General features: G+C 64.3%; 19 protein-coding genes and 1 tRNA gene. 12 read left to right on the top strand and 8 right to left on the bottom strand.

Going from position 1 to position 19,066, the window contains the following annotated elements; all coding sequences use genetic code 11:
• Positions 1–268: 268 nt before the first annotated feature.
• Positions 269–1,144 carry a bifunctional DNA-formamidopyrimidine glycosylase/DNA-(apurinic or apyrimidinic site) lyase gene (gene mutM, locus NKG59_RS07755; protein WP_253536219.1) on the bottom strand — a complete coding sequence of 292 codons (876 nt, stop codon included), beginning with the start codon at positions 1,142–1,144 and terminating at the stop codon, positions 269–271.
• Positions 1,145–1,245: 101 nt separating this feature from the next.
• Here mutM and NKG59_RS07750 point away from each other — a divergent pair, with 101 nt between their 5' ends.
• The 8 genes from NKG59_RS07750 (at position 1,246) to NKG59_RS07715 (ending at position 8,070) form a co-directional block, all read left to right on the top strand.
• Positions 1,246–3,183, top strand: a complete 1,938-nt coding sequence (locus NKG59_RS07750) for a tetratricopeptide repeat protein (protein ID WP_253536218.1) — start codon at positions 1,246–1,248, stop codon at positions 3,181–3,183.
• Positions 3,183–3,806, top strand: a complete 624-nt coding sequence (gene lolB / locus NKG59_RS07745; RefSeq protein ID WP_253536217.1) for a lipoprotein insertase outer membrane protein LolB — start codon at positions 3,183–3,185, stop codon at positions 3,804–3,806. Before NKG59_RS07750 ends, lolB begins: the two co-directional genes overlap by 1 nt.
• 14 nt (positions 3,807–3,820) lie before the next feature.
• Complete coding sequence (ispE, locus tag NKG59_RS07740; protein ID WP_253536216.1) at positions 3,821–4,690, top strand: 4-(cytidine 5'-diphospho)-2-C-methyl-D-erythritol kinase; 870 nt, start codon at positions 3,821–3,823, stop codon at positions 4,688–4,690.
• A gap of 50 nt (positions 4,691–4,740) precedes the next feature.
• Positions 4,741–4,817: transfer RNA gene (locus NKG59_RS07735), tRNA-Gln, on the top strand.
• Between the two features lie 82 nt (positions 4,818–4,899).
• Positions 4,900–5,850, top strand: coding sequence for a ribose-phosphate pyrophosphokinase (locus NKG59_RS07730; RefSeq protein WP_004633415.1), 951 nt, complete (start codon positions 4,900–4,902; stop codon positions 5,848–5,850).
• A 152-nt stretch (positions 5,851–6,002) separates the two neighbouring features.
• A complete protein-coding gene (locus NKG59_RS07725) occupies positions 6,003–6,626 on the top strand; it encodes a 50S ribosomal protein L25/general stress protein Ctc (protein WP_024976725.1) in 624 nt (207 codons plus the stop codon).
• 169 nt (positions 6,627–6,795) lie between these two features.
• A complete protein-coding gene (gene pth / locus NKG59_RS07720) occupies positions 6,796–7,398 on the top strand; it encodes an aminoacyl-tRNA hydrolase (protein WP_253536215.1) in 603 nt (200 codons plus the stop codon).
• A gap of 24 nt (positions 7,399–7,422) precedes the next feature.
• Complete coding sequence (locus NKG59_RS07715) at positions 7,423–8,070, top strand: DUF4124 domain-containing protein (protein ID WP_253536214.1); 648 nt, start codon at positions 7,423–7,425, stop codon at positions 8,068–8,070.
• Positions 8,071–8,138: 68 nt separating this feature from the next.
• Here NKG59_RS07715 and NKG59_RS07710 read toward each other — a convergent pair whose 3' ends face one another.
• The 5 genes from NKG59_RS07710 to NKG59_RS07690 form a co-directional block, all read right to left on the bottom strand.
• Positions 8,139–8,402 carry a YfhL family 4Fe-4S dicluster ferredoxin gene (locus NKG59_RS07710; RefSeq protein WP_253536213.1) on the bottom strand — a complete coding sequence of 88 codons (264 nt, stop codon included), beginning with the start codon at positions 8,400–8,402 and terminating at the stop codon, positions 8,139–8,141.
• A gap of 50 nt (positions 8,403–8,452) precedes the next feature.
• Positions 8,453–8,956, bottom strand: a complete 504-nt coding sequence (gene coaD / locus NKG59_RS07705) for a pantetheine-phosphate adenylyltransferase (RefSeq protein ID WP_045202498.1) — start codon at positions 8,954–8,956, stop codon at positions 8,453–8,455.
• A 197-nt stretch (positions 8,957–9,153) separates the two neighbouring features.
• Positions 9,154–9,810: a 16S rRNA (guanine(966)-N(2))-methyltransferase RsmD gene (rsmD, locus tag NKG59_RS07700; protein ID WP_253536212.1), complete on the bottom strand. Its 657-nt coding sequence runs from the start codon at positions 9,808–9,810 to the stop codon at positions 9,154–9,156.
• A 93-nt stretch (positions 9,811–9,903) separates the two neighbouring features.
• Positions 9,904–11,256, bottom strand: a complete 1,353-nt coding sequence (locus NKG59_RS07695) for a M16 family metallopeptidase (protein WP_253536211.1) — start codon at positions 11,254–11,256, stop codon at positions 9,904–9,906.
• The gene (locus NKG59_RS07690; RefSeq protein ID WP_253536210.1) at positions 11,256–12,752 is read right to left on the bottom strand and encodes a M16 family metallopeptidase; all 1,497 of its coding nucleotides are present in this window, start codon (positions 12,750–12,752) and stop codon (positions 11,256–11,258) included. Before NKG59_RS07690 ends, NKG59_RS07695 begins: the two co-directional genes overlap by 1 nt.
• Positions 12,753–12,812: 60 nt before the next feature.
• Between NKG59_RS07690 and ftsY the strand changes: the two genes are divergently transcribed.
• Entirely contained in the window at positions 12,813–14,003 is a 1,191-nt protein-coding gene (gene ftsY / locus NKG59_RS07685) for a signal recognition particle-docking protein FtsY (RefSeq protein ID WP_045202492.1), read from the top strand.
• Between the two features lie 80 nt (positions 14,004–14,083).
• On the opposite strand, the gene maiA is transcribed toward ftsY, so the two are convergent.
• On the bottom strand, positions 14,084–14,734 hold the full coding sequence (gene maiA, locus NKG59_RS07680) for a maleylacetoacetate isomerase (protein ID WP_253536209.1): 651 nt from the start codon (positions 14,732–14,734) through the stop codon (positions 14,084–14,086).
• A gap of 26 nt (positions 14,735–14,760) precedes the next feature.
• A complete protein-coding gene (locus NKG59_RS07675) occupies positions 14,761–15,462 on the bottom strand; it encodes a fumarylacetoacetate hydrolase family protein (RefSeq protein WP_253536208.1) in 702 nt (233 codons plus the stop codon).
• A 148-nt stretch (positions 15,463–15,610) separates the two neighbouring features.
• On the opposite strand from NKG59_RS07675, the gene NKG59_RS07670 reads away from it, so the two are divergent.
• From NKG59_RS07670 to ntrB, 3 genes are all read left to right on the top strand, one after another.
• Positions 15,611–16,249, top strand: a complete 639-nt coding sequence (locus tag NKG59_RS07670) for an ANTAR domain-containing response regulator (RefSeq protein WP_045202488.1) — start codon at positions 15,611–15,613, stop codon at positions 16,247–16,249.
• 614 nt (positions 16,250–16,863) lie between these two features.
• Positions 16,864–18,144, top strand: coding sequence for a CmpA/NrtA family ABC transporter substrate-binding protein (locus NKG59_RS07665; RefSeq protein ID WP_253536207.1), 1,281 nt, complete (start codon positions 16,864–16,866; stop codon positions 18,142–18,144).
• A gap of 55 nt (positions 18,145–18,199) precedes the next feature.
• Entirely contained in the window at positions 18,200–19,051 is an 852-nt protein-coding gene (gene ntrB / locus NKG59_RS07660; protein WP_253536205.1) for a nitrate ABC transporter permease, read from the top strand.
• Positions 19,052–19,066 lie beyond the last annotated feature (15 nt).

Raw genomic sequence — 19,066 nt, 5'->3', positions numbered from 1 at the left:
CGACCCGACCGCAAAGAAAAATGCGCGCGCCCCTCGACATCGCTGTTCCGCCCAATTACGGCACAGAAATGCACAAATTTAGGTGGAACGATACAGCGAACCGCCAGCTTCCGGGCGAACTTTCCGCAAGGTTCTCCAGCCCGGGCAGACAAGTGTTGCGGGATGCCATCGGCGGCCGGACACCCCACTTCAAAAACCTTGCGAAATGGCGGCCAGATCGCTCCAGCACCACGTTTTCAGGCGGCTTTCGATGCCCTTGGCAGGCCGATCAGCGCTGGCAGGTCGGGCAGTAGAAAGTGGAGCGCTGCCCCTGGACAATCTGGCGGATCGGCGTGCCGCACACGCGGCACGGCAGACCAGCGCGGTCGTAAACGAAGGCTTCGAGCTGGAAGTAGCCGCTCTGTCCGTCTGACCCGACAAAATCGCGCAGCGTGCTGCCGCCCCGTGCGATGGCATCGGCCAGCGTGGCGCGAATGGCCTCGGCCAGCGCCGCATAGCGTGGCCGGCTGATGCGGCCCGCCGCCGTGGTCGGCCGGATACCGGCGCGGAACAGACTCTCCGAACAATAAATATTGCCCACGCCGACCACGATGTCGCCTGCCAACAGCGCCGACTTGATGGCAACCCGGCGCCCCCGCGTGCGGGCAAACATCCAGTCGCCGTCGAATCGCGCATCGAACGGCTCAATGCCGAGATTGCGCAGCAGCGGGTGTTCGGCCAAGCCGGCTTCGTCCCCGGCGTGCCAAAGCACGGCACCAAAGCGGCGCGGGTCTCGATAGCGCAGTGTGATGCGTACGCCAGTTGCGTCGGCAAGCTCGATATCGACGTGATCGTGTGGGCCGGGCAGCACGGGCGCCTCCAGCACGCGCAACGTGCCGGTCATGCCCAGGTGGATCAACAGCCAGCCGCCTGCGGCATCGGCGTGGCTTGCGGATTGGCTTACCGCGGGCATGCATTCGATGAGCAGGTATTTACCCCGGCGCAGCAAGCGCGTGACAGTGAGGCCCGCGAGCAACTCCGGCAACGCCGGATCAATAGGCCAGCGCAAGCCGTGATGGCGCACCACGGCGCGCACAATACGTCGCCCCGTAATATGCGGTAGCAAACCCAGGCGAGTGACCTCGACCTCCGGCAACTCAGGCATCGAACCTCCATCCCATGTGCTGCTCCAACCTTCTTTACGATGCGGGCGATTGTAGCGGTCAGGCTACAATGCCCTGAACCCTTATCCGGAGCTTCGAGACCATGCCTCACGCCCTCTCCCGTTCGCCTGCGATGCAACGCCCGCAGCGATTTCCGCGCAGCCGAACGGCCCTCCTGGCCGCGCTGGTGGCGGGAGGGCTGATGAGCCTGCCGGCCTGGTCGTCGCAGTCGGCTGCCAGTGCACCGCTCATTGCCCAAGTGGCGCAGGAAAGCGGCACAGGCGGCCGCGCAGCCATCCAGATTGAGCGCTCGCGCCCGCGCACTGGTCTACTGAGTTCGGAGCGCACTGATCTGCCGCGCGTCGCGCTCACTGAAGACATCATGTACCGCGTGCTGGCATCTGAAGTGTCGCTGCAGCGCGGGCTGGTCGAACCGGCGTACCGCACCTACCTCTCCCTCGCACAGGAGACGCGCGACCCCCGCTTTGCCCAGCGCGCCACGGAAATCGCATTTCTGACACGCTCCCCCGCGCAAGCGCTGACCGCCGCGCGCCTATGGGTGGAGCTATCACCGACGTCCATGCCGGCACGCCAGGTGCAGCAACTCCTGCTGGTTGCCACGGGCCAGTGGCCGGAAGTCGAACCGCTACTGCAAGCGCAGTTGAACAAGGTCTCGCCCGGCCAGCGTGCCGATGCCCTGCTGCAATTGCAGCAGCAGATGTCCAAGAGCAGCGATCCGGCGGGTGCCGTAGGCGCACTGCAGCGTATCGCCTCGCATGACATGCAGCGCCCCGAAACGCATCTGGCGTTGGCCCGCGCGAAGGTTGCCGCCAAGGATGTCCCCGGCGCGCTGACGGACCTGGACGCCGCGCTCAAGCTGCGCCCCGGTTATGAAGATGCCGCCATCCTCGCTGCCGAACTGCGTGCCGATGGCGACCCCGATGCCGCCATCGCCGGCCTGCGCAGCTTCCTGAAAGCCGCGCCAGCGTCCATCGACGGCCATCTGACGCTCGCCCGCATGTACCTCATGCGCAATCAGCAAGACAAGGCGCGCGCTGAATTCGAAGCGCTCAAGAAGATCGCGCCCAACGATGCGCGCATCACGCTTGCCCTGGGCCTGCTGAACCTGCAGCAGCGTCAATACGACGACGCCGAGCGTTATCTGAAGGAATACGTCGCCGTCACCGCCAAGTCGCCCACGCTGAGCCCCGAACCTGGCTACCAGGGCCTCGCCCAGCTGGCTGAAGAAAAGCACGACTACGCCGCCGCGCTGGGCTGGGTCGACAAGATCACTGGTTCCGCCAACGGCGACGCCGATGGCCAGACCGCACTGGCAGCGGGCATCAAGCGCGGCCAGCTGCTCGGCAAGCTGCGCCGCATCGACGAGGCACAGCAGACCTTCGACGAGCTCGTCGCCGATTCCGAAGACGTGCCCGATGGCCCGCGCCGCCAGGCCCTGATGGACGGCATCCGCCAGGCAGAAATTGGCATGCTGATGGACGCCAAGGCTTACGGCCGCGCCCGCGCCCGCGTCAACGAGCTGCTCAAGAGCGATCCGGACAACGTCGAATACACGTACCAACTGGCGATGCTCGAAGAGCACGACGGGCACTACGACAACATGGAAACGCTGCTGCGCAAGGTGATCGACCTGCGCCCCGGCCAAGCCATCGGCTACAACGCGCTCGGCTACTCGCTGGCCGATCGCAATGTGCGCCTGCAGGAAGCGCAGGAGCTGCTGGAGAAAGCCGTGTCGCTGGCGCCGGATGATCCCTACATTGCCGACAGCCTGGGCTGGGTCAAATACCGTCGCGGCGATCTGCCCGCCGCCACAGATATCCTGCGCAAGGCGTGGGCTGCCGCCCCGCAAGCCGAAATCGGCGCGCACCTGGGCGAAGTGCTGTGGCAATCGGGCAAGCAGGACGACGCGCGCCAGGTCTGGACCGAAGCGTCCAAGCTGGACGTGAACGACACCACGCTGCGCGACACGCTGCGCCGCTTCGGCCAGCCGGTGCCCAATGTTCCCGTGAGCGCAAATTGATGGCGATGCGGTTCACGCGCGCGCTTGGCGCGCTGATGCTCGGCGCTGGCTGCGCGCTGTTCAGCGGCTGTGCAAACTTGCGGCCAGCCAACGATCTTTTCGCCGGCGCGCAAGACGCCGATGCCACCATCACGCGCTATCAGGGTCGCTTTTCAGCCCATTACACGCAGAACAATGCCGAGCAAAGCGCCGTCGGCAGCTTCCTCTGGCGTGAGCGCGGACCCGACGTGCAGCTTGAGCTGATGTCGCCGCTGGGCCAGACGCTGGCCATCGTCAGCCAGAGCAACCAGGGCGCCACGCTCGAACTGCCGAACCAGCCGCCGCGCCGCGCCCCCGAAGTCGACGCGCTGATGCAGGATGCGCTCGGCTTTTCGCTGCCGGTCTCGGGCCTGCGCGACTGGCTGCGCGCCCGCCCCGCTCCCGGCACACCGGCACGCGTGGCACGTGACGCCCAATCGCGCCCCGAAACCATTGAGCAGAATGGCTGGACTGTCCACTACGTCGCTTGGACTGACGACGGCAATAATGCCGACGGCGCCAAGGTCGGCATCCGTCGGCTCGATCTTGACCGCCCGCAGGGCACCAATGGCCCGCTCTCGGTGCGGCTCGTGCTCGACCGGTAACGCCTCGCTTCGTCATGTCTTCCGCACCCGTCGAGCTGCGTGATTGCCCAGCGCCCGCCAAGCTCAACCTCTTCCTGCACGTGGTTGGCCGCCGGCCCGATGGCTATCATCTGCTGCAAACCGTCTTCCAGTTGATCGACTGGTGCGACACGCTGCATTTCGCGCGCCGCACCGACGGCCGTCTCGTGCGCATCACCGATATCCCGGGCGTGCCCGCCGATGACGACCTCGTGATCCGCGCCGCGCGCTTGCTGCAAGCGGAAACGGGCTGCACCTACGGCGTCGATATCGCCATCGAGAAACGCCTGCCGATGGGCGGTGGCATTGGCGGTGGCTCGTCTGATGCCGCCACCACGCTGCTTGCGCTCAATCGCCTCTGGGGCCTTGATCTGCCGCGCACGCAACTGATGGCGATCGGCCTCAAGCTCGGCGCCGACGTACCCTTCTTTGTGTTCGGCCAGAACGCCTTCGCCGAGGGCATCGGCGAAGAACTCACGCCCATCACGCTGCCGCCGGCCGCCTTCGTGGTGATTCACCCACGCGTGCATGTGCCCACCCCCGCAATTTTTTCCGATGAAGGGTTGACACGCGATACGCCACTCACCATAATTACGGACTTTCCTGACCAACAAATTGTTTTCGCTTACGGTCGCAACGACCTGCAAGCAGTGGCGGAAAGGAAATACGGCGAAATCGCCCGAGCACTTGTCTGGCTGCGTCAATTCAGCCCTCTGGCAAGAATGACCGGATCCGGTGCCTGCGTGTTTGCTCCGTTCGAGAACGTCGAGCATGCGCAAGCGGTAGCGGATCAGGTGCCTTCCGAATGGGAAGGTCGGTGTGCGGCAGGTCTGACGCATCACCCGCTCGCAAGATTTGCTGTGTAAGGTTTGCAGTTATCGCTTCTGCAATGGAGGCGGTAACCGATAGGTTGTGTAGGGGCGTCGCCAAGCTGGTTAAGGCACCGGATTTTGATTCCGGCATGCGTAGGTTCGAATCCTTCCGCCCCTGCCATTTTCTTCCTCATGTTCCCAGCAATAGCCCGGTTGGTGCTTTAACTAACCGGCGCGTCTGAAGTCGAAAAACAGGTGCCCCGATGAGCAGCGAAGGCTTGATGGTTTTTACCGGCAACGCCAACCCGAAACTCGCCGAAGCTGTCGTCAAGCACCTAGGCATTCCGCTAGGCAAGGCCCTCGTCGGCCGATTCTCCGATGGTGAAGTCCAAGTCGAGATTCAGGAGAACGTGCGCGGCAAGCACGTGTTCATCCTGCAGTCCACCTGCGCCCCGACCAACGACAACCTGATGGAACTGATGGTGATGGTCGATGCGCTCAAGCGCGCGTCGGCCCGCCGCATCACGGCCGCCATCCCCTACTTCGGCTATGCCCGCCAGGACCGTCGCCCGCGTTCGGCGCGTGTGGCGATCACGGCCAAGGTCGTGGCCAACATGCTGGAGGTCGCCGGCGTCGAGCGCGTGCTGACGATGGACCTCCACGCTGACCAGATCCAAGGTTTCTTCGATATCCCGGTTGACAACATTTACGCGTCGCCGATCCTGCTCGAAGACCTGCGCAAGAAGAACTACGAAGACCTGCTGGTGGTGTCGCCTGACGTCGGTGGCGTGGTGCGCGCACGTGCACTCGCCAAGCAACTCGGCGTGGATCTGGCGATCATCGACAAGCGTCGCCCGAAGGCCAACGTGGCTGAGGTGATGAACATCATCGGTGAAGTCGACGGCCGCAACTGCGTGATCATGGACGACATGATCGACACCGGCGGCACGCTGTGCAAAGCCGCGCAGGTCCTCAAGGAGCGCGGTGCCAAGCAAGTGTTTTCGTATTGCACGCATCCGGTGCTGTCGGGCGGCGCAGCTGCACGCATTGCAGACTCGGCGCTCGACGAAGTGGTCGTGACCGATACCATCCCGCTGCGCGAAGACGCCATCAAGTGCGGCAAGATCCGCCAGCTCTCGACGGCACCGCTGCTGGCCGAAACCTTCACTCGCATCGTGCGCGGTGACTCGATCATGTCGCTGTTTGCGGAATGATTCGGCACTCGAGCGGCTTACTGTTATAATTCAAGGCTTTACTGCAGAAAACGTCGACTAGACGGCACTTCTGCGGTGTCTGCGGGGCACAATATGGCGCCCCGTTCACCAGACGGCTTGGTCGCGAGTCGTCTTTTTCGTTTGGAGCAATCATGAAAGTTGTCGCTTTCGAGCGTAGCGTTCAGGGCACTGGTGCGAGCCGCCGCCTGCGCAATTCCGGCAAGACGCCGGCCATCATTTACGGCGCTGGCGCCGAGCCGAAGCTGATCGAACTCGATCACAACGCGCTGTACCACGCGCTGAAGAAGGAAGCCTTCCACTCGTCGATCCTCGACATCGAAGTGGCTGGCAAGGTGGAAAAGGCGCTGCTGCGTGACTTCCAACTGCACCCGTTCAAGCAACTGGTTCTGCACGTCGACTTCCAGCGCGTGTCGGCCAAGGAAAAGATCCACGTCAAGGTGCCCCTGCACTTCATGAATCAGGAAACTGCTCCTGGCGTGAAGCTGGGCCACGGTATCGTGAACCACATCCTGAACGACGTTGAAGTGTCGTGCCTGCCGGCCGACCTGCCCGAGTTCATCGAAGTGGATCTGGGTACGCTGGAAATCGGCCAGACCCTGCACATCGCTGACCTGAAACTGCCGAAGGGCGTGACCATCCTCACCCACGGTGGCGATGAGAACCCGGCTGTTGCCAACATCAGCGTGCCGGCTGGCGAGAAGTCCGCTGCCGCCGAAGAAGGCGCTGCTGCAGGCGAAGACAAGCCGGCAGCCTAAGTTGCCGCACCTCGCACTTCGGTGCGAGCGAAAGAAGCCCGCCGAGCCTGTCTCGCCGGGCTTTTTTTCTGTCTGGGCGGCGCGCGGCGCACCGCCTCCAGCCTGCGGAAAGCAGCTATGCTTGTACGATCAAGGGGCGCTTCCTGCACCTCAAACTGATACGAATCGCATGATCAAACTCATCGTCGGCCTCGGCAATCCGGGGGCCGAATATGCGGCGACGCGACACAACGCCGGCTTCTGGCTGGTCGACCAACTCGCGCGCATGGGCAACGTGACGCTGCGCAACGAGACGCGCTTTCACGGCTATGCAGCGCGCGCCAACCTTTGGGGCAACGAGGTGTGGCTGCTGCAGCCGCAAACCTTCATGAACCGCTCCGGCCTGGCCACCGTGGCGCTGGCCCGCTTCTACAAAGTGATGCCCGATGAAATCCTGGTCGTGCATGACGAACTGGATTTGCCGCCCGGCGCTGTCAAGCTCAAGCTCGGCGGCGGTTCGGGTGGTCATAACGGCCTGAAGGACATTGCCGCACATCTGACCACGCAACAGTTCTGGCGGCTGCGGCTGGGCATTGGCCACCCGCGCAACCTGTTGCCGCCGGGCACGTCACCGTCCGGTCAGCATGACGTCGCCAACTTCGTGCTCAAAGCGCCTCGCAAGGAAGAGCAGGACCTCATCGACCGCGCCATCGATCAGAGCCTGGACGCGCTGCCCGAACTGATTGCCGGCAACGCTGAGAAGGCCATGATGCGCCTGCACACCGCGCGCTGATCCGCCGACACCGAGGACACCGCCATGACACCGTTCGCCAAACTGACCTCACGCGCCGCCGTGCTGGCGGGGCTGGCGCTCGGCCTGGCGGCTAGTTTGCCGGCGCAAGCGCAGGTGTATCGCTGCAGCGAGAACGGCCAGACGACCTATTCCGACCATCCCTGCGGTACGCGCGCGCAGGCCGTGCCCATGATCGACAACACGCCCAGCGCCGCCGATCAAAAAGCTGCCCGCGAACGCGCCAGCGCCGAAGCCGCCGAAGTGCAGCAGATGGAAAGCGCGCGCCGCAAAGCGCAGGCAGCGGAAGATGCCCGGCAGGCCCAGATGGCCGCGCAGGCGGCGGAACAGGCACGCCGCGAGCAACGGCAGAAAGTGGTGGTTGCGCAGGAAGGCGTTCGCTACTGCCATCGCGTCTACGTGGGGCCGTTGCCGTACCCGGCGCCATATCCGCAACCCTATCCGACGCCGATGCCGGTGATCCGCCAACCTCCCGCGCCGGCTGCGGGCGCGCTACGCCAACCTGGCAATGGCCCGAAGCCGTTCGCGCAAGCGCCGGTGGCGCCCACACCGATCGTGCCGCGCCCGCCGCGTCCGCATTACCCGCACTACCGCATCGTCTGTGAGCCGGGCTATGCGTACGAAGGGCCGGAAGATCTGCTACCGATCCAGTAAGCGTGCTGCCAACGAAACGGTAGGCACCAACGAAAAGAGACGGCCAAAGCCGTCTCTTTTTTGTGTGCTCACGCTGCGCGTGGTGGTGCCGAGGTGAGCTGGGTGTACTTCTGCACCAACTGCTCGTGCGTTTCCTCATGGGCCGGGTCCTTGGGGATGCAATCCACCGGGCAGACCTGCTGACACTGAGGCTCGTCAAAGTGGCCGACGCATTCGGTACATTTGCCCGGGTCGATCACGTAGATCTCCGGGCCCATCGAAATCGCGCCGTTGGGGCACTCAGGCTCGCATACGTCGCAATTGATGCACTCATCGGTAATTATGAGCGCCATGGTGCCTTCCTTGAAATGGCCGGCGAGCCAGCGCTCGCCAAAGCTTCATTTTATTCCGATTTCCCCGACCCTTCCGTCTTGCCGGTCTTTTCCTTGAGCCACTTTTCGACCGACGGGAACACGAACTTGCTCACATCACCGCCAAGCACGGCGATTTCGCGCACGAACGTGCCCGAGATGAACTGGTATTGATCCGACGGTGTGAGGAACATGGTTTCCACGTCCGGCAGCAGGTAGCGGTTCATGCCGGCCATCTGGAATTCGTACTCGAAGTCCGACACGGCACGCAGGCCCCGCACGATCACGCGCGCGTTGTTCTTGCGCACGAAATCCTTGAGCAGGCCGGAAAACCCTTCCACTCGCACGTTCGGGTAGTGGCCGAGCACTTCACGGGCGATCTCAATGCGCTCTTCCAGCGCGAAGAACGGCCGCTTGTTCGGGCTCTGTGCCACCCCGACGATCAGCTCGTCGAAGATATTGGACGCACGCCGCACGAGGTCTTCGTGGCCGCGCGTGAACGGATCGAAAGTGCCGGGATAAACCGCGATCACCATGGTTCCTCCACCAAGGGGAAAAGAGCATCCGCAAGCGTCGGCGTGGGACATTGCCGCGCCGGTACTGCATTCGGACACCATTGCGTTATCGAGCGCAGCAGGTCCCGAGCCTGCCGCCTGGGCCACCGATACCGACCGAGCGCACCCGCGTTGCAGGTGCCGCCCGATGCTCATGCATCGGTTGCGAGCGGCGTAGTTTAACCGTTTTTGCGGAGCAGCAAATGTGCATGCACCGCACCGGCGCGCAGGTGTTTGTGAAGCACCAAATCGGCAGGCAACGCGATGCCGGCGCCCGGCTCGTCGCCATGTGAATCAGTACTCACATCCACCAACGGCTGTGCCGCTTCAACGTAGATCACGCCTCCTGGCTTGACCACTCGGGCTGCGGCTTCCAATGCTCGCAGTGCCCAATCCTGAGCAAACGGCGGATCGATGAACACCGCATCGAGCGCAGCATCGGGCTGGCGGGCGAGCCAGGCAAAGGCGTCGCCGGAGACGATGTCGACCATGCGTGCGCCAAGCTTGTCGCGGATGGCGTGCAAAGCGCGCACGGCCGGGGCGTGGTTTTCGACAAGCGTCACGTGCGTGGCGCCGCGCGAAGCCGCCTCGAAGCCGAGCACGCCGGTGCCCGCAAAGATATCGGCGCAACGCCAGCCGGTCAGGTCCTGACCCAGCCAGTTGAAGACGGTCTCGCGGACGCGGTCACTGGTCGGGCGCAGGCCGTCGGCGTCGACCACAGGGAGCGGCGTGCGCTTGTATTGCCCGCCGATGATGCGAACCTGCTGCGGTGCGCGCGCATGCGACGTGGCGGTCTTGGCCTTGGGGCCTTTGGAGCTGGAGGTACGAGGTGCCATGGGCGGGATTTTAGGGGCTGTTGCTCCATAAAACGAGCGCAAACAAAAACCGGCGGGGGATGCCGCCGGTTTTTCGGATAAAGCCGCCGTGCGTCAGTTCGTGGCGGCCTTGTCCGGACCGCCCACCACGATCGTCGCCATGGTCTGCGGTTGCAGTGCACGCTGGAATGCCGCACGCACCTGGTCACGCGTGACAGCCGCGATGCGCTGCGTCCACGTGTCCAGGTAGTCGAGCGGCAGGTTGTACCAGCCGATGTTGGCCACGTTGTCCAGCAGCTTGCGGTTGCTGTCCAGGCGCAGCGGGAAACCGTTGACGAGGTTGTCCTTGGCCGCCTTCAGTTCCGCGTCGGTCGGGCCATCGGCGACGAACTTGGCAACGGTGTCACGCACCACGCCCAACGCTTCTTCGGTCTGGTCCTTGCGCGTCTGCAGCGCCAACTCGAACGGACCGGGCTGCGCGGCTGGCGCAAAGTAGCTGCCGATGCTGTACGTCAGGCCGCGCTTCTCGCGCACTTCGTTGGTCAGGCGCGCACTGAAACCGCCACCACCCAGCACGTAATTGCCGACCAGCAGCGGGAAGTAATCCTTGTCGCCGCGCGCGATGCCCGGTTGCCCAAGGATGATGGTCGCCTGCTGCGCCGGATGCGGAATGCGGATCGTCTCCGCCTTCGCCAGCGGCATCTTCACGTCGGGCAGCGCCGGCGGCGTGGCACCGTCAGGGGGGAGGCCGCGCGTGATCTGCTCGGCGATGGCCTCGGCTTCCTTACGGCTGATCGCACCGATCAGCGTCACCACTGCGCGCTTGGCCGTGTAGTTGGCCTGGTAGTAGCGCACGATGTCGTCACGCGTGATGCTCTCCACCGTTTCCGGCGAAGCGGTCTGCCCGTACGGATGTGTACCGTAGATGGCCTTGCCGAACGCGCGCTCGGCCAGCACCGACGGCTTGGTCAGCGATTCGCGGATGGCGGCCACCAAGCGCTGCTTATCCCGCGCGAGCACCGTGTCGGGGAAAGTCGGCGCCGAGACAATCTGCGTCATCAGCGCGATGGCCGGGCCGCGCTCGGCAGGGTCGGACAGCGTGCGCAAACGCAGGCTGGTGCGATCGCCGCCCGCACCGCCGCCAAAGCTGGCGCCCACATCGGCAAACGCATCGGCAATCGCCGCTTCATCGCGCGCGGGCGCATTGCCTAGCGCAGCCACGCCCTTGTCGAGCATGCCGGCCGTCAACGAGGCGAGGCCCACCTTCGCGGCTGGCTCATAGCGCGAACCCGCATCCACGTCGAGATTGATGTCGAGCATCGGGATCGACGGGCTCGGCACGAAGAACACGCGCGCGCCGGTCGGGGCTGTCCAGTGTTCGATGGGCAGCGCGGCCAGAGCACTCTGCGCCGCCGCGGCAACAATGGCGACCAGCGCCGTCTTCAGGGTCAGAGACATGGCGCGCATCAACGCAGCCCTCCTTCTTCGCGCATGCCAGGAACAGGCTTGCGCGCCGGTTTGTTGGGATCGATCGGTTGCGGCAGCAGCGTGGCGACGACGAGGTTGTCTTCGCTGAAGTACGTCTGCGCCACGTGCTGGATCTGCGCCGACGTCACGGCCTTGATCTTCTCCAGCTGGCGATCAATGGACCGCCACGACAGGCCGCTCATCTCGTTCATGCCGATCTCCATGCCCTGGCCAAACACCGAGTCGCGCTTGTAGATCTGCGCGGCCACAACCTGCGCCTTGACGCGCTTCAGTTCGGCATCGGTCACGCCCTCCTTGGCGATGCGCTCGATCTGCGCGCGCAGGGCCTGTTCGATCTCGGCGGTGGTGTGGCCGTCGGCGGGCGTGCCGTCCATCAGGAAGATCGACGGACCGCGGTTCAGGCCGTCGTAGCCGGCGTTGACATCGTCGGCGATACGCTTTTCGCCCTTGACGAGCTGGCTCGAGAGGCGCGCGTTGTCATAGCCATCCAGCACGGCCGACAGGACTTCCAGCGCGTACGGATCGACGTCTTTTTCCACATCGCTCAGGCGCGGCACCTTGTATGCCAGCACAACGTACGGGTTCTCGGCAGGCGCCTTCACCCAGATGCGTTTCACGCCAATCTGCTTGGGCTCTTCCTGTGCATAGCGGCGCGGCAACGCATGCGGCTTGAGCTTGCCGTAGGTGCGCTGCGCAAAGCGAAAGACTTCATCGGGGTTCACGTCGCCCGCGACGATCACGGTGACGTTGTTGGGCGTGTACCAGGCGTGGTACCAGTTCTGCGCGTCCTGCACCGTCATCGTGTCGAGGTCGCCCGGCCAGCCGATGGTCGGGTTTCGGTACGGCGCAGCGTTGAACAGCGTAGCGAGCATCTGCTCGTAGACAGTGGAACGGGCGGAGTCGTCGATGCGCATGCGGCGCTCTTCCTTCACCACATTCATCTCCGGCTTGAATTCCTTGTCGGTCAGCTGGAGATTGGCCATGCGATCGGCTTCAAGTCCCATCACATCGGCCAGGTGCGACTTCTCGATCTGCTGGAAATACATCGTGAAGTCGCGCGTGGTCATGGCGTTTTCACGGCCGCCCAGGGCTGCCACGCGGCGGGAGAACTCGCCGGGGCCGACAGTCTTGGTGCCCTTGAACATCATGTGCTCAAGCATGTGGGCGACACCTGTGGTGCCATTGTGCTCGTCGATGCTGCCGGCGTGATACCAGACCATGTGCGCCACGGTGGGGGCGCGGTGGTCTTCCTTGACGATCAGTTGCAGCCCGTTGGGCAGCTTGTATTCGTGCGTGTCGGACTGGCTGGCGCCCACTTTGGCGCCGCTGGCGGTAGCCACCGGGCGCCCCGGTGCAGCGGCCAGTTCCTGCGCGCCAACATGGCCGGCCAGCAGGCCCGCCGCCAGGGCCGTCGCGGCCAATAGCCAGACTCGCGACCGAGCCCGGTTTGAAACGATTCGCATGGAAGAGCGCATAAGGGCTGTCTGATAAAATTCGACGCTTGATTCTAACGGCGAAATAGACTGCCTTTTACGATGTTTAGTTTCTGGAAGAAGCGCAAGGCAGAGCCCCAACCGGCCGCCGAACCCACGCCCGCAGTGGCGCCCGAAGCCGCGCAGGCACCTGCCCCGGCTGCCATCCCTGCCCCCGCGCCCGTACCCGCCCCGGTTGCAGCCCCCCAGCCCGTCGCTGCACCCGCTCCCGCACCCGTACCTGTTTCACCGCCGGCTCACATTGCCGTGCCGGACGCACCTGCCGTGCAGCCCGCACTCGACGTGCAAGCCGACGATGTCGAGACCGTGCCCACGCCCGCCGTGATCGAACAGGCCCGCAAGGGCTGGATGTCACGCCTGCGCTCCGGCCTGTCGAAGACGAGCAAGGGCCTGACCACGCTGTTCGTTGGCGTGAAGGTGGACGAAGCGCTGTTCGAAGAGCTGGAGACCGCGCTGCTGATGGCCGACGCCGGGGTCGACGCCACCGAATACCTGCTGGGCGAACTGCGCCGCCGCATCAAGGCTCAGCGCATCGAAACCGCCGAAGGGGTGAAGACCGCCCTGCGCGACTTGCTGGTCGAGCTACTGCACCCCCTGGAAAAAACCATGGTGCTTGGCCGCGAACAGCCGATGGTGATCATGATCGCGGGCGTCAACGGCGCCGGCAAGACGACCAGCATCGGCAAGCTATGCAAGCACTTCCAGACCTACGGCCAATCGGTGCTGCTGGCCGCGGGTGACACGTTCCGTGCCGCCGCGCGAGAACAACTCGTGGTCTGGGGTCAGCGCAACAACGTCACGGTGGTGGCGCAGGAATCGGGCGACCCGGCCGCCGTGATCTTCGATGCGGTGAACGCCGCACGCGCACGCGGCATCGACATCGTCATGGCCGACACCGCCGGCCGCCTGCCCACGCAGTTGCACTTGATGGAAGAACTCAAGAAAGTCCGCCGCGTGACCGCCAAGGCGATGGCCACGGCGCCGCACGAAACGTTGCTGGTGATCGACGGCAACACGGGGCAGAACGCCCTCGCGCAGGTCAAAGCCTTTGATGAAGCGCTGGGCCTCACGGGCCTGATCGTCACCAAGCTGGATGGCACCGCCAAGGGCGGCATCCTGGCCGCCATCGCACGGCAGCGGCCGGTGCCGGTGTACTTCATTGGCGTGGGTGAGCAGGTGGAAGACCTGCAGCCGTTCTCTGCGCGGGAATTTGCGGATGCGTTGTTGGGTTGACCACCCTCGCGCGCAACGCTTCAACGTAGAAACGCCCTGACTCGATCAAGGCGTTTTGTCTTGCGCAGTAACGCTGCAGATTACGCGGAAACCGCATCCGGCTGCACCCCAGGCGCAGCCCTCTGAAACGCCTCCTGCGCCATGCAGTGCTCAAAGATGCGCGCAAGCGTCGGGTAATCCTCCACCGCTACATCAAACCGCTTGCCGTTGAACACCTGCGGCACGAGGCACACGTCCGCCAGCGTCGGCGTGTCGCCAACACAGTAGGCGCCTGTGAGCGGTGACGCCGACAAGCGCGCCTCAAGCGCAGCAAACCCCAGCTTCACCCAGTGGCGATACCAGTCGTTGCGCGCCTCTTCTTCCACGTTGAACGTGTTCTTCAAGTACTTGAGCACACGCGGATTGTTCAGCGGATGGATCTCGCACGCGATGGCCAGCGCAATCGCACGGATGTGGGCGCGGTTGCTCGGCGAGCCCGGCAGCAGCGTGGGCTCGGGATGCGTCTCTTCCAGGTACTCGACGATCGCCAAAGACTGGTTCAACACATCGTTGCCGTCGCACAGCACGGGCACCAGCGCATCGGGGTTCAGCTTGACGAAGTCGGGCGCCATCTGCTCGCCCTTGAGCAGGTGCACCGGCGCGTAATCGTACGGCAGCCCCTTGACCTCTAGGGCAATGCGCACACGGAACGACGCCGAGCTTCGGAAGTAGTTGTACAGCTTGATCGACATGGCTTCTGACTCTTCTATCGGGTCTATCAGATGACCTTCACGTGCAGCTCGCCCACGCCGTCGATCTTGCCGACCATCAGGTCGCCGACGACGACCGGGCCGACGCCTTCGGGCGTGCCGGTGTAGATCAGGTCGCCGGGACGCAGTTCGAACAGGCGCGACAGATACGCAATGGTTTCCGGCACCGACCAGATCAGGTCCGACAGGTCACCGCGCTGGTGTTCGCGGCCATTGACCGACAGCGTGACAGCGCCCTTGTCTGCGTGGGCGACATCCTTGGCCGGGACGATCGGTCCGATGGGTGCCGAGCCGTCGAACGCCTTGCCGGTTTCCCATGGACGACCGCCCTTCTTGGCGGCGTTCTGCAGGTCGCGGCGCGTCATGTCCAGGCCGACGGCGTAACCGTAGATGTGGTTGGCAGCGGTTTCCACGGAAATGTCGCGGCCACCCGTGCCGATGGCGACCACCAGTTCGATCTCGTAGTGACAATCCTTGGTTTCGGTCGGGTAGACGAACTGGCCGGTCTCACCGTCGGCAACGTAGCGCACGGCGTCGGCCGGCTTGCAGAAGAAGAACGGCGGTTCGCGGTCGGGGTCGGAGCCCATCTCGCGGGCATGGGCGGCGTAGTTGCGGCCGACGCAATACACGCGGCGCACCGGAAACTGGCCATGCCCGCCACGGACGGGAATGCCATTGACGGCGGGCGGGGTGACGACGAACTCGGTCATGCGGGTCTCCTGAAGCTAAGCTGGATTGGAACAGGTGGGGACACTGCGGCCACCGCCCCCCGGCGACCGACGAGTTTGCGAGAATACACCCGCACCGGCCCGGCGCGGTTCTTGCATGAGTGGCGTGCACCCTGCCCCACTTTGCACCATGCAAACGAAACCACCCGCCCCATCTGCCCCGCCCGCCGCCCTACACCCGGCTGCGCCGATGCGCGTGCTGTTGGTGCGCGATCCGCTCGATGCTGAACAGATCAACCTCGAGCTGATCCGCGCCGGACTGGCCGAGGCTGGCTTTGTGGATGTGGGCCTGGCGGACGCCGACCTGACACTGCCAGAGCGCATTGCCGAGACACAGCCTGACATGGTCATCGTCGCGTCTGAATCGGCCGCGCGGGACACCATCGAGCACGTCTGCGTGGCCACACAGCATGCGCCGCGCCCGATCGTGCTGTTTACCGACAACGACGACGCCACGCGCATCAAGACGGCGTTTGCCGCCGGCATCACGGCTTACATCGTCGACGGCATCAAACCCACGCGCGTCAAGGCCGTGCTGGATGTTGCCTACGCTCGCTTCGAGCACGAGAGTGCACTGCGCGCCGAGCTGGACACCGCCAAGACGCAGCTGGCCGAACGCAAAGTGCTTGAACGCGCCAAGGGCCTCCTGATGAAGCAGATGAACCTGTCGGAAGACGACGCCTTCAAACGCCTGCGCAAGATGGCGATGGACCGCAACATCAAGCTGGTGGAAGCCGCCCAACGCGTGATCGATGTGATGGCCAGTTGAGCGGTCGGGCCACCGCCCAGTTTTGGTGCGCCGCACAACTCCGGCGCTGGAAACGCACCAGTCGCGCGCGGCGTTCGGAATCTCACACGCCGAGTTCCGAACCCCGATCGTCGAGCTAAAAGCCTTACACGCCGAGTTCCGAACCCCAACCGTCGAGCTAAAAGCCTCACGCGCCGAGTTCAGAACCTCAATCGCCGAGCTAAAAGCCTCACACGCCGAGTTCGGAACCTCAACCGCCGAGCTAAAAGCCTCACGCGCCGAGCTCCGAACCCCAACGGCCGAGCTAAAAGCCTCACGCGCCGAGCTCCGAACCTCAACCGCCGAGCTAAAAGCCTCGCGCGTCGAGTTCTGAGCTCCGATTGCCGAGCTAAAAGCCTCGCACGCGGAGCTCTGAGCTCGGGGCGCCGAGAAAAAAGCTCGGCCTGTGGAGCTCCGAACGCGAAACGCCGAGCCCCACCGCTCAACGTTGGCATACCCCTTGCAAGTGTCGCTTCGAAGCCGGTGCCAACGTGGGTATCGGCACGGGACAACGGCGTCCCGATGCACGGCAGCGCGACCCTCTTTGCGGATGGGCGGCAGTCCTGCGTCGGGACGCCTTTTCTTTGGAGCCATGGATGGCCGCGCCAGACAAGACCGACGCCCTCGTCAACCCGATCAACCCCAAGCGCCGCAGCATCATGAAAGCTGCGGCGACGATTGCAGGAGGCAGTGCCGTGGCATTGATCGATCCGCTGGTGCGTGCCGGCGCCTGGGCCGCCGGCTCCGATGCGCCCGAGAAGACCGAGCTGAAGGTCGGCTTCATCCCGCTCACGGACTGCGCCTCGGTGGTCATGGCGTCCACGCTGGGCATCGACAAGAAGTACGGCATCAAGATCACGCCATCGAAAGAAGCCTCGTGGGCCGGTGTGCGCGACAAGCTGGCGTCGGGCGACCTGGATGCGGCGCACGTGCTCTACGGCTTGATCTACGGTGTGCAGCTCGGCATTGGCGGCCCCAAGAAGGACATGGCCGTGCTGATGACGCTCAACAACAACGGCCAGGCGATCACGCTGTCATCCAAGCTCAAGGAAGCAGGCGTCAAGGACGGCACGTCGTTGAAGGCCGTCATGGCGAAGGACAAGCGCGAATATGTGTTCGCGCAGACCTTCCCGACCGGCACGCACGCGATGTGGCTGTACTACTGGCTGGCTGCGCATGGCATCCACCCGCTGCAAGACGCCAAGGCGATTACCGTGCCACCGCCGCAAATGGTGGCCAACATGCGCGTGGGCAATATGGATGGCTTCTGCGTGGGCGAGCCGTGGGGCGCCCGCGCGATTGCCGACAACATCGGCTTTACCGCCGAGACCACACAGGCCATCTGGAAAGACCACCCGGAGAAGGTGCTGGGCACCACGGCAGAGTTCGTGCAGAAGTATCCGAACACGGCGCGTGCGCTCACGGCCGCGGTGCTGGAGGCAAGCAAGTTCATCGATGCGTCGGCATCAAACCGCCGCAAGACGGCCGAGACCATTGCCGCCAAGTCCTACGTCAACACCGACATGGACATCATTCTCGACCGCATGTTGGGCCGCTACTCGAATGGTCTGGGCAAGACCTGGGACGACCCGGACCCGATGCGCTTCTATCACGATGGCGCGGTCAACTTCCCGTACCTGTCGGACGGCATGTGGTTCCTCACGCAGCACAAGCGCTGGGGCCTGCTGAAGGCGCATCCGGATTACCTGGCCGTAGCGAAGCAGATCAACCGCGTCGACATCTACAAGCAGGCCGCAGCCGCCACCGGCACGCCGCTGCCCAAGAGCGACATGCGCACGGCCAAGCTGATCGACGGCGTGGTGTGGGACGCGAAGAACCCCGCCGCGTATGCCGACGGCTTCAAGCTGAAAGCCTGACGCCGCTGCCCTCCTGAATTTCTGATTGCGGTCCCTCACGTCGATGGAGCCCGACATGAACACGCTCGTCAAAACGTTGTCCGGCGTGCAGTCCGACGCCGCCCCTGAACATCGCCGCTTTGCCGTGCGCGACTGGTTTGTCGCCGCCGTGGTACGCGGCTTTCCGCCCGTGTTGGGCTTTGTGCTGTTTGTGCTGGCGTGGCAGGGCATCGCCACCGCCATCCCGGCGCTGCCCACACCGGCGGTGACGTGGAAGGCGGCGGTCGCGCTGTTTGCCGATCCGTTCTATCGCAACGGCCCGAATGATCAAGGTGTGGGCTGGAACGTGCTGGCGTCGCTGGCGCGCGTGGGTGCGGGCTTCGGCATGGCCGCGGTCATCGGCATTCCGGCGGGCTTCATCATCGGGCGCTTTGCGTTTCTGAATGCGATGGCCTCGCCCATCATCAGCCTGCTGCGGCCGGTGTCGCCCCTGGCGTGGCTGCCGATTGGGCTGCTGCTGTTCAAATCGGCCAACCCAGCGGCCATCTGGGCGATCTTCATCTGCTCGATCTGGCCGATGGTCATCAACACCGCCGTGGGCGTGACGCGCGTGCCGCAGGACTACCTGAACGTGGCGCGTGTGCTGAACCTGTCTGAGTGGAAGGTGTTCACGCGCGTGCTGTTTCCCGCTGTGCTGCCGTACATGCTGACGGGCGTGCGGCTGTCCATCGGCACCGCGTGGCTGGTGATCGTCGCGGCAGAGATGCTCACCGGCGGTGTCGGCATCGGCTTCTGGCTATGGGACGAGTGGAACAACCTGAAGGTGGAGCACATCGTCATCGCCATCTTCGTGATTGGGGTGGTGGGCTTGCTGCTGGAGCACGCGCTGCTGGCGATTGCACGGCGCTTCTCGTACGACGCGGTTTGAGGGAAATTGGGGGGA

The sequence above is a fragment of the Ralstonia chuxiongensis genome, assembly GCF_024158925.1.
Classification (GTDB): domain Bacteria; phylum Pseudomonadota; class Gammaproteobacteria; order Burkholderiales; family Burkholderiaceae; genus Ralstonia; species Ralstonia chuxiongensis.
Note: the sequence above shows the minus strand (reverse complement) of the source record. Positions and strands in the feature narration are given on the sequence as shown.